Origin of the sequence: Actinomadura geliboluensis, assembly GCF_043197915.1 — a bacterium.
Taxonomy (GTDB): Bacteria; Actinomycetota; Actinomycetes; order Streptosporangiales; family Streptosporangiaceae; genus Spirillospora; species Spirillospora geliboluensis.
In genome coordinates this window covers 705,327-714,534 of the sequence record NZ_JBICUA010000004.1, presented here as the reverse complement: position 1 = coordinate 714,534, position 9,208 = coordinate 705,327, and the positions used below count along the sequence as shown (strand labels likewise).

General features: G+C 69.5%; 7 protein-coding genes. 3 read left to right on the top strand and 4 right to left on the bottom strand.

Annotation, left to right across the window (positions count from 1 at the left end):
* Positions 1-92 precede the first annotated feature (92 nt).
* The gene (locus tag ACGFI1_RS17615; protein ID WP_392786273.1) at positions 93-674 is read right to left on the bottom strand and encodes a hypothetical protein; all 582 of its coding nucleotides are present in this window, start codon (positions 672-674) and stop codon (positions 93-95) included.
* Positions 675-1,354: 680 nt separating this feature from the next.
* On the opposite strand from ACGFI1_RS17615, the gene ACGFI1_RS17610 reads away from it, so the two are divergent.
* Positions 1,355-2,590: an HNH endonuclease signature motif containing protein gene (locus tag ACGFI1_RS17610; protein ID WP_392786272.1), complete on the top strand. Its 1,236-nt coding sequence runs from the start codon at positions 1,355-1,357 to the stop codon at positions 2,588-2,590.
* Between the two features lie 110 nt (positions 2,591-2,700).
* Here the strand turns inward: ACGFI1_RS17610 and ACGFI1_RS17605 are convergent, their stop codons facing one another.
* Complete coding sequence (locus ACGFI1_RS17605) at positions 2,701-3,327, bottom strand: hypothetical protein (protein ID WP_392786270.1); 627 nt, start codon at positions 3,325-3,327, stop codon at positions 2,701-2,703.
* A 79-nt stretch (positions 3,328-3,406) separates the two neighbouring features.
* Between ACGFI1_RS17605 and ACGFI1_RS17600 the strand changes: the two genes are divergently transcribed.
* Complete coding sequence (locus ACGFI1_RS17600) at positions 3,407-4,354, top strand: DNA-3-methyladenine glycosylase family protein (RefSeq protein WP_392786269.1); 948 nt, start codon at positions 3,407-3,409, stop codon at positions 4,352-4,354.
* A gap of 290 nt (positions 4,355-4,644) precedes the next feature.
* Positions 4,645-5,589: a LysR family transcriptional regulator gene (locus tag ACGFI1_RS17595; RefSeq protein ID WP_176200042.1), complete on the top strand. Its 945-nt coding sequence runs from the start codon at positions 4,645-4,647 to the stop codon at positions 5,587-5,589.
* Position 5,590: 1 nt separating this feature from the next.
* Here the strand turns inward: ACGFI1_RS17595 and ACGFI1_RS17590 are convergent, their stop codons facing one another.
* Complete coding sequence (locus ACGFI1_RS17590) at positions 5,591-6,556, bottom strand: substrate-binding domain-containing protein (protein ID WP_392786266.1); 966 nt, start codon at positions 6,554-6,556, stop codon at positions 5,591-5,593.
* A 7-nt stretch (positions 6,557-6,563) separates the two neighbouring features.
* Positions 6,564-9,113, bottom strand: a complete 2,550-nt coding sequence (locus tag ACGFI1_RS17585) for a bifunctional FO biosynthesis protein CofGH (protein WP_392786264.1) — start codon at positions 9,111-9,113, stop codon at positions 6,564-6,566.
* Between the last annotated feature and the right edge of the window lie 95 nt (positions 9,114-9,208).

The following is a 9,208-nucleotide window of genomic DNA, read 5'->3' as shown; positions in this document are numbered from 1 at the left end:
CGTCCTACCAGGGCTTCTTCACGTTTCAGGACCCGCCACGCCGCCAGCGATCGTGCTGTGATCACCAACCAACAAGCGCTGGTGGAAAAGGCTCAGTAGAGGTACCGGCCGCTCATGGCGTATTTCTGGCCGGGATCGTCCGGGAGCGCGCTCATGGCGTTTTTGCGCGAGATGCGGAAGCCGAGGCACTCGTCCGCGATGCCGGTGACCTCCGTCGCCTTGCTCGTGCGGATGATCTGCCTGCCTTCCCGCACGTCATCGTTCGCGAGAACCGTCCGGACGTAAGCGGCCTTTTCCCGGGCCTGCGCGACGCTCGCCTTCCTGGTCACTTCGACGGTCAGGTTGCGGTTGTGTCGAAGGTCGAAGACCTTCCATGAGAAGAACTGCTTCCCCGCCCGGTCGTTGAAGGGATCACGCCAGTACCTGCCCTTGGCGACGACCGGCGGAAGCGATCCGGCGACCAGTCCAGCTACGTCGGGAACCTTCAGGAAGAGACCGGCACCATCCCGTACAACGGCGGCTGCGGAGGCGCGGGAGTGGGAGGCGCCATCCGGGGTCCCTCCGGAAGAGCCGCACGCCGCGATCCCAACCGAGGTGGCTGCTACTACCAGAATTCTGGTGGCCTGCCACAAAGTGAGAGGACGGCCACCACGGACAGCGGCGTGCATCATCACCCACCAAGTGCTCGTGGCTTCACTGGGCTGAGAAAGCACGCCTCACAGTACTCACCGTCCTGCCTCGACTGCATACGAACTCTGAGGCGGGCCGGCGCGGGAGGCGGGTGGTGGCCAGGGAGCCTTTTTCATCCTTGGGTGAGTAGAACGGCGATGGCCTTGACGAGGTGGCCGTCCTTGCCGGGGCCGCGCTCCGCCTAAACGGATGAAAAAGGTCAGTGGTGCTGTGACATCAAATCGAGTGTGGTGTTCCGGTATACGGCTGGACACGCCGAGAACCGGATCCTCAGCGCTTTGGCGTGGCTGGTGTGTTCCGAATGGCCTGTTCCGTGTTCGTGGAATTGTGGTGGGGGCGGCGCTGCGTACGGGGCCGCCCCTCCAAAGTCAAGGGCGCCTTCGGCGTCGCTTCGCGATGGGACTCCGTCCCACCCTTGACTTCGGAGCCTCTACGGCCCCTGAGTGCAGCTTTCGTCGGGCAGGCTCCGCCTGCCCTCTGCCCGACGCGCCGCCCCCACCCCAACCAGAAACACGCAACACACAAGTGCAGAGCTTCAAATCGAAATGCCCGAAATGAGCCTTTCGAGAAAACGGACGAGAGTCGATCAAGGAAGCTCAAAAGAATCATGGCCGAATTTCGACTCGAAAGGACGAAGTAGCGTCCGGCCGGATATCATAAGGGCATGAGTTCAATCGCGGTCGACCTCGACGCCGCGTCCACCATGGAATTGGTGAACGCGGCCTCGGCGATCGCCGCCGAACTCGCCTCCCGCACCGCACCCGAATCGGCGGCGGCGTGCATGGAACTCACCGAAACCCTCGCCACCGCCACCGACCTGCATGAAGCCGCCTTGTCGGAATTGATCGGCGTGGTCGACCGGTCCCGCGAAGTGCAGCGGTGGGGATACCCCTCCACCCGGTCCTGGCTGCGGTCCCGCCTCGGGATGCGCGAAAGCCGCGCCAAGGAACGCCTCACCCTTGCCCGGCAGCGCCGCCGCCTGCCCGAGATGACCGAGCGGTGGACCGCCGGTGACCTGTCGGCCGGATATGCCGCCACCATCGCCGACGCGACCGCCCGACTCGACGACGATGACTGCCCCGCGGCCGAGAGCATCCTGTTGGGCATGGTCGACCAGGGCTTCTCCGCCGGGAAGGTCGCCAGCTTCGGCAAGCGGATCCGCGACGTGATCGCCGAACGCGACGGCACCGAACAGGCACCCGAGGATGCCCAACGCGGTTATGAGCGGTCGTGGGTCGATTCGACGCGTTCGCTGGACGGCGGCCGCTACATCAAGGGCTGGCTGAACGCCGAAGACGCCGCGATCTGGGACGGCACCCTCGGGCCGCTGGCCAAACCCGCCGGGACCGACGACCAGCGTGACCTGTCGGAGCGGACGGCCGCTGCGCTGACAACGGTGCTGTCGGGCGGGCACAAGGTCACCGTCATCTGCGACCTGGACACCCTCACCGGCGGCACCACCCCCGCCCGCCTCACCGACGGCACCCCCATCCCCGCCGCCCAAGCCCGCCGCATCGCCCTGAACGCCGGAGTCTCACCACTGCTGCTCGGCGGCGGCAACACTCCGCTCTACCTGGGGCATCGGGTGCGGTTCGCCACCGCCCCGCAACGCCAGGTCCTGGAGACCCTGTACTCCACCTGCGCGGTGCAGGGGTGCGAGGTGCCCGGGACACTGTGCGAGGTCGACCACGTCAACGGCTGGGCCCTCGGCCACAGCCCCACCGACATCGACAAACTCGCCCTCACCTGCGGATGGCACAACCGCTACAAACACACCAACCCGCACCAGATCACCATCACCAAAACACCGGACGGCCGCTACACCTACCGCCTCCACCCACCCGGAATCAGAACCCTCCCCGAACCCAGCCGCCCACCGCCCTGGGCACAAGCCGCATGACCACACGCCCGGGACCCGCACGGTGGGGCTCTGCCCCTGGAGCGGGACGCGTGTGGGCGGCGATGGTGACGCAGATCAAGCAGGGCGCGTACGACCTCTGAGTGGGGCAGTCATGTGTCTACTTCATTGCGCCTGCTGATGTGCGGTGCGGTCATGGGTGACGCCACCTCTGTGCCTGGGCCGGTGTGGAGCTCGTTCTGACCGCTATCCGCTTCTCTGTCGGCACTCGCTTGCGGGAGCAGTTCTCCGGCGTCGGGGGGCCACACCTCGGTCAGGGGTGTTGTGGGGTGGACGGTGGCGCCGGTGGCGGTGATGAAGGCGCGGAGCGCCTCGATTGCCTTCGCTGCGTCCTGGGCGGCCTGCTCCAGGGTTTCCGCGTAGTGAATTTGGCCGGTGAGGTCGAACGCGTGTTGCGCCAGCATCAGGATGCGCGGGTCGGTGTACGCGATCCGCACATCTAAGAGTTTCCCTTGGGCGGTCGAGCGTTCGCGGAAGGACGCCGAGTGCGCGTCGCGGGCGGCCTGGGTGCCGGGGTGTTCGACGCGTTGCCGGATGTAGTGGAGTTCGGCGCGGCGGTAGTAGGGGAGCCAGTTGACCAGGGCGTCGTGGGCCTGCTCCCGGTTCTTCTGCTGCTCTCTTTCGCGGCGCCGGGTGCGGAGATAGATGAACACGGAGGAGGGGATCGGCAGGCTGAGGGCGATGCCGAGCGCGATGGCGAGGGCTTCCGTGCCGCTCATGGGTCCAGTTTGCCTGGCGGTGGCACACTGGGGCGCGGCAGCGCGAAGTGCGGACGGTCGAGTGGACGGTGGGTGGTCGGTGGCTCTGGTGTCGTCCGGTACGCCGTTCGCCCGTGCGGCCGGGGAGAAGACCGCTGGGCGTCTCCCCGGCCGGGTTCGGGAGTGGCGGCCGCCGTGGCCGCTGGACCTGCACGGGACGGTCTCGCCGCATCAGCGGGGGCCTCATGATCCGGCGTTCCGCGTCGAGCGGGACGGTGCCGTCTGGCGGGCGTCCCATACGCCTGAGGGGCCGGGGACGCTGCGGCTCCGGTGGGTCGGCGACGTCGTCGAGGCGACGGGGTGGGGGCCCGGGGCGGAGTGGCTGCTGGACGGGGTGCCCGAGCTACTCGGGGTCGATGACTCGCCGGACGGGCTCGTCGCGCGGCATGACGTCGTGCTGGAGCAGGCGCGTCGGCGTGAGGGGCTGCGGATCGGGAAGTCGCGGCGGGTGTTCGAGGCGCTCGTGCCGGCCGTGATGGAGCAGAAGGTCCTCGCGCAGGAGGCGTGGCGCGGGTGGGGGTACCTGCTGCGCCGGTTCGGGGAGCCCGCGCCGGGCGCGCCGCACATGCGGGTTCCGCCGCCGCCCGAGGTGTGGGTCCGGATTCCCTCGTGGGAGTGGCACCGGTCCGGGCTGGAGGCCGTCCGGGCTCGGACGATCATCGGGGCCGCGCGGGTCGCGAAGCGGCTGGAGGAGGACGCCGGGGAGGCGCGGCTCAGGTCGCTGCCCGGGATCGGGGTCTGGACCGCGGCCGAGATCCGGCAGCGGGCGGTCGGGGATCCCGACGCCGTCTCCGTGGGCGACTACAACCTGCCCGGCCTGGTCGGCTGGGCGCTGGCGGGCCGCAAGGTGGACGACGCCGGGATGCTCGAACTGCTGGAGCCCTATGCCGGCCATCGGTACCGGGTCACCCGGCTGCTGGAATCGTCCGGGAGGCGCCCGCCGAGGCGCGGCCCCCGGTTGCCTGTCCGGGACTACCGGTCGTTTTGACCGGGTCCGCCGCTGAGCGGCGGCGCAGCCAGAAGTTGTTCGGGGTCCAGTCGAGGCCGTCGCGGCTGTCGGCGCCGAACAGGGGGCCGAGGACGGCGAGGGCGACGATGATGCCGAGCACGTACAGCATGGTCTTCTTCTTTCAGTGGGATCGCTGAAGGGGCGTTCCCGCGCGGGGCGATCGGTGGAGCCGGGGTGTCCGTCCTTCCCATCGCACCTTTAGTTTGACTCCGTCCAACGTTCAGGTCCAGCGACCTTTCCTGGAGGGATTGTGTAAGAATCGCTTCACTATGTTGGATCTGGGGCGGTTGCGGGTGCTTCGGGAGCTCAAGCTGCGCGGGACGCTCGGGGCCGTGGCGGAATCGCTCGGGTACACGCCTTCGGCGGTGTCGCAGCAGCTCGCTCAGTTGCAGAAGGATGTCGGCGTGCCGGTGGTGGAGCGGGCCGGGCGGCGGCTGCGGCTGACCACGGCGGGGGAGGTGCTCGCCGAGCACGCCGAGACGCTGCTGGCGCAGGCCAAGCAGGCTGAAGAGGCGACGGTCGCGGCGAGCGGGCGGGTCGCGGGGGTCGTGCGGCTCGTGGGGTTCCAGACGGCGCTGCTGCATGTGCTGGCGCCCGCGTTGCCTCGGCTGGCGGAGAAGTATCCCGAGCTTGTGGTCGATGTTCTGGACGAGGAGTTCCACCGGGTTCTGCAGGCGCTGGTGCTGCAGGAGATCGATGTGGTGCTGACCGATGAGTACTCGCATCTGCCGCGCCCTAGGCGGCCTGAGCTGACGTCCGAGGTGCTCGTCACGGAGATGATGCGCGTGGCCTTGCCCGAGGGGCATCGGCTCGCGTTGGACGGGGCTCCCGTGCGGATGGCGGATCTCGCGGACTCGCCCTGGGTGACCGGGCATGTCGGGACGAACCACGCCGACCTGCTGGAGCGGACGTGTGTGGAGCTGGGCGGCTTCCGCCCGGATGTGCGGTACCGGTCGAACGACCTGCTGATCATCTTCGCGATGGTCGCGTCGGGCGGTGCGGTGTGCCTGATCCCCGACCTGGCGCTCGCAGAGCGGGAGGAGGGCATCGTGGTGCGGGACGTGGCCGATGCCCCGGTCGACCGCCGCATGGTCATGTGGACGCGGGTCGGCGCAGAGGTGCGGCCCTCGGTGCGGGCCGTCCTGGAGGAGCTACGGGAGTCGGCGGACGCGCTGGTGGAGCGGCGTCCCAGCACCGTTCGCGGCGCTCCTTGACTCAGGTCTTCCAGGACGTGAGCGCCTCGCCGATCTCCTTGCGGGTGGGGAGGCGGAGCGACTTCGGTGGCTTGTCCGGGACGTTGTACTCGGTCGCGTAGGCGGTGTTCAGGGCGCCGTCCGGTGTGCGGAAGCCCGCGCGTTGGAGGATGTTGCGGGCCGAGCGGGTGCCTAGGGCCGCCTGGAACGCCTCTGCGGCGTCGCGTCGGCGCGGGTCCTTCGTGGTGACGGCGTAGGGGTGGTCCAGCATCAGCGTGCCCTCGGTTGGCAGGAGGCTGACGACGGGGTTCGGACGGTGGGTCTCGTTGTAGGTGACCACTGCTTGCTCTGTGGTGACCGCGAGGGGGCGGGCGAACCGTTCGGCGGTGGTGAGGGTGGCCAAGGTCGCCGTTGAGCCGCCGCTCTTGCGGAGGGCCTTGGCCACGTCTGCTTTCTCGTCGAGTTGTTGGAGCGCGAGCATCGCTACCGTGCCCGTCATGCCGGCGCTTGGGTCGGCCACGGTGCGGGCTAGGGGGAGGTCGTCTGCCTTGTCCTTGAGCAGGAGTTTCCAGCTGATGTCTATGTCGGTGCTTTGGAACTCGTCTGCGACGGGGCGGGTCGTGGCTAGAACCACTGGTGTTGCGGCCACTGGTGTACCGGGCATGTTGCGGCCCAGCCATAGTGACGACTCCGGTAGCCAGGCGTCCGACTGGCCCCTGTAGGCGGACGGTGCGACCGGGGTGACGCTGGCATGGACGCAGCGCCCGCCAACGTGGTGCCTCTCCACGTTGAAGCGGGACGCCACGTCCTTCAGCGCCGGTGCTATCTCCGGCTGCGCCGCGACGGTGATCCGGACGTCCGTGCCGGAGCAGGCCGGTGCGGAGAACAGGCCGGACGCCCACGCGCCGCCGCCCGCGCCCGACAGCAGCAGCGCCAGAGCCGCCCAGAGCGCCGGGCGCCCCCACAGCGGGCGTCCGTCTTCGTCCACGTGTCCGTCATACAGGACTGAGCGGCAGCCGCTTCCCGAATTTGCCGATCCCGTCCGTGCGGCGGGCGGCTTCCAGACGTTCCGCCGGCACCTCGCCGTAGAGGGTGGTGCGCTGCCTGGCCGGGCGCCCCGCGCGCGCCGCGATCGCCTCCAGTTCGCTGATGGGCTTGAACGAGCCGTTCTCCGACCCCGCCATGCGGCTGATGGTCTCCTCCATCAGCGTGCCGCCGAGGTCGTTCACGCCGCCTTGCAGGACGCGCGTGCACAGTTCGTCCCCCAGCTTCACCCACGACGTCTGGATGTTGGAGATCGCGCCGTGCAGCAGGATGCGCGCCAAGGCGTGGACGGCCACGTTCTCCCGAACGGTGGGCCCGGGACGTGCCAGCCCGGCGAGATAGATGGGCGAGTTGTGGTGGACGAACGGAAGCAGCACGAACTCACTGAATCCGCCCGTCCGCTCCTGGATGGACCTCAGCAGCTTGATGTGCGCGACCCAGTGCGACGGCGTGTCCACGTGCCCGTACATCATCGTGGACGTCGTCGGTATGCCGATCTCGTGCGCGGTGGTGACGACCTCGATCCACTGGTCGGTGGGCAGCTTCCCCTTGGTCAGCACCCAGCGGACGTCGTCGTCCAGGATCTCGGCGGCCGTTCCCGGTAGCGAGTCGACCCCGGCCTCCTTCGCGGCCTGCAGCCACTCCCGGATCGACAGGTCCGTCCTGGACGCGCCGTTCACGACCTCCATCGGGCTGTAGGAGTGCAGGTGGATGTCGGGGGCGCGCCGCTTCACCTCACGCGCGAGGTCGAAGTAGGCGGTGCCGGGCAGGTCGGGGTGGATGCCGCCCTGCATGCAGATCTCGGTGGCGCCCGCCGCCCATGCCTCGTCCACCCGGTCCCCGACCTGTTCCAGGGACAGTGTGTAGGCGTCGGCGTCAGTGCGGCGTTGTGCGAACGCGCAGAACCGGCAGCCGGTGTAGCAGACGTTGGTGAAGTTGATGTTCCGTGTGACGATGTAGGTGACGTCGTCCCCTACGGCCTCGCGTCGCAGGTCGTCGGCGAGGGAGGCGAGGGCGTCGAGTTCGGTGCCCTCGGCGTGCAGGAGGGCGAGCGCCTCGTCGTCCGACAGACCGGCAGGGTCTTGCTCCGCGCGCGCGAGAGCGGTCTTGACGTCGGCGTTGAAGCGCTGGGGCGCGGACATGCGCTCCTTCAGCGCGTCCCAGTCGCCGTAGACCTCGTCGAAGTCGTCGCGCCGGTCGCTGGTGCGGCCGGTGGTGTCGATCGTCGTGTGCAGGTCGGTGCGCCCGGACGCCTCGAAGCCGCCGTCCGGCTCCTGCCAGGGGCGTCCTTCGAGGACGGCGTCCTCCCGCGCCAGCCCGGTCGCCGGGTCGGCCAGGGCGGCGACGTGCCCGACCAGCCGCGGGTCGAGCCACGGCTCGCCGCGCCGCACGTACTCGGGGTAGATCGTCAGCCGCTCGCGCAGCGTGAAGCCCGACTCGGCGGTCCGCTCCGCGAGCTCGTCGATCTGCGGCCACGGCCGCTCGGGGTTCACGTGGTCGGGGGTCAGCGGCGAGACGCCGCCCCAGTCGTCGATGCCGGCGCGCAGCATCAGCGCGTACTGGTCGGCGACCAGGTTCGGCGGCGCCTGGATGCGCGCCTTCGGCCCGAGGACGAGCCGCGTCACCGCGATCGTCGCGGCCAGCTCCGCCAGCTCCGCGTCCGGCGCGTCGCGCATCTTCGTGTCGGGCTTCGCGCGGAAGTTCTGGACGATGACCTCCTGGATCGCCCCGTACTCCCGCATCGTCCGGCGGATCTCGAAGACGGCGTCCGCGCGCTCCTCGACCGTCTCGCCGATGCCGATCAGGATCCCGGTCGTGAACGGCACGTTCGTGCGGCCGGCGTCCTCAAGGACGCGCAGCCGGACGGCGGGGTCCTTGTCGGGCGACCCGAAGTGCGGGCCGCCGCGCTCGCTGAACAGCCGCGTCGCCGTCGTCTCCAGCATCATGCCCATGGACGGGGCGACCGGCTTGAGCCGCTGGAAGTCGCGCCACGTCAGCACGCCCGGGTTCAGGTGCGGCAGGAGCCCGGTCTCCTCCAGCACGCGGATCGCCATCGCGCGCACGTACGAGAGCGTGTCGTCGTACCCGTGCGCGTCGAGCCATTCGCGGGCCTGCTTCCAGCGGTCCTCGGGACGGTCCCCGAGCGTGAACAGGGCCTCCTTGCAGCCCATCGCGGCGCCCTGCCGCGCTATCTCCAGCACCTCGTCCGGGCTGAGGTAGGGCGCGTCGAGCCGGTGCGGGACGGTCGCGAACGTGCAGTAGCCGCAGCGGTCCCGGCAGAGCCGCGTCAGCGGGATGAAGACCTTGCGGCTGTAGGTGATGACGCCCGGACGGCCGGCGGCGTCCAGACCGGCGTCCCGGGTGCGGGCCGCGTAGGAGAGCAGATCGTCGAGCTGCGCCCCGCGGGCCTGCAGCAGTGTGGTGGCCTCGGATCGGTCCAGTGTCTTGCCGTCGCGCGCGCGGGCCAGGGCCCGACGTAGAGCGGAGCTCGTGGCGTCCATGCGGGCACTCTATGCCAATCGTCATAATTTGTGCCGCGCCGGGGTCCCGCCAAGGCCGGCGTGGAGTCCCGTACCCACGCCAGCCCCGGCCCGAT

What these genes read in the sequence shown, in the direction of transcription:
- ACGFI1_RS17610 (WP_392786272.1), top strand. Translation starts at nt 1,355, where the DNA reads ATGAGTTCAATCGCGGTCGACCTCGACGCCGCGTCCACCATGGAATTG.
- ACGFI1_RS17595 (WP_176200042.1), top strand. Translation starts at nt 4,645, where the DNA reads ATGTTGGATCTGGGGCGGTTGCGGGTGCTTCGGGAGCTCAAGCTGCGC.
- ACGFI1_RS17605 (WP_392786270.1), bottom strand. Translation starts at nt 3,327, where the DNA reads ATGAGCGGCACGGAAGCCCTCGCCATCGCGCTCGGCATCGCCCTCAGC.
- ACGFI1_RS17585 (WP_392786264.1), bottom strand. Translation starts at nt 9,113, where the DNA reads ATGGACGCCACGAGCTCCGCTCTACGTCGGGCCCTGGCCCGCGCGCGC.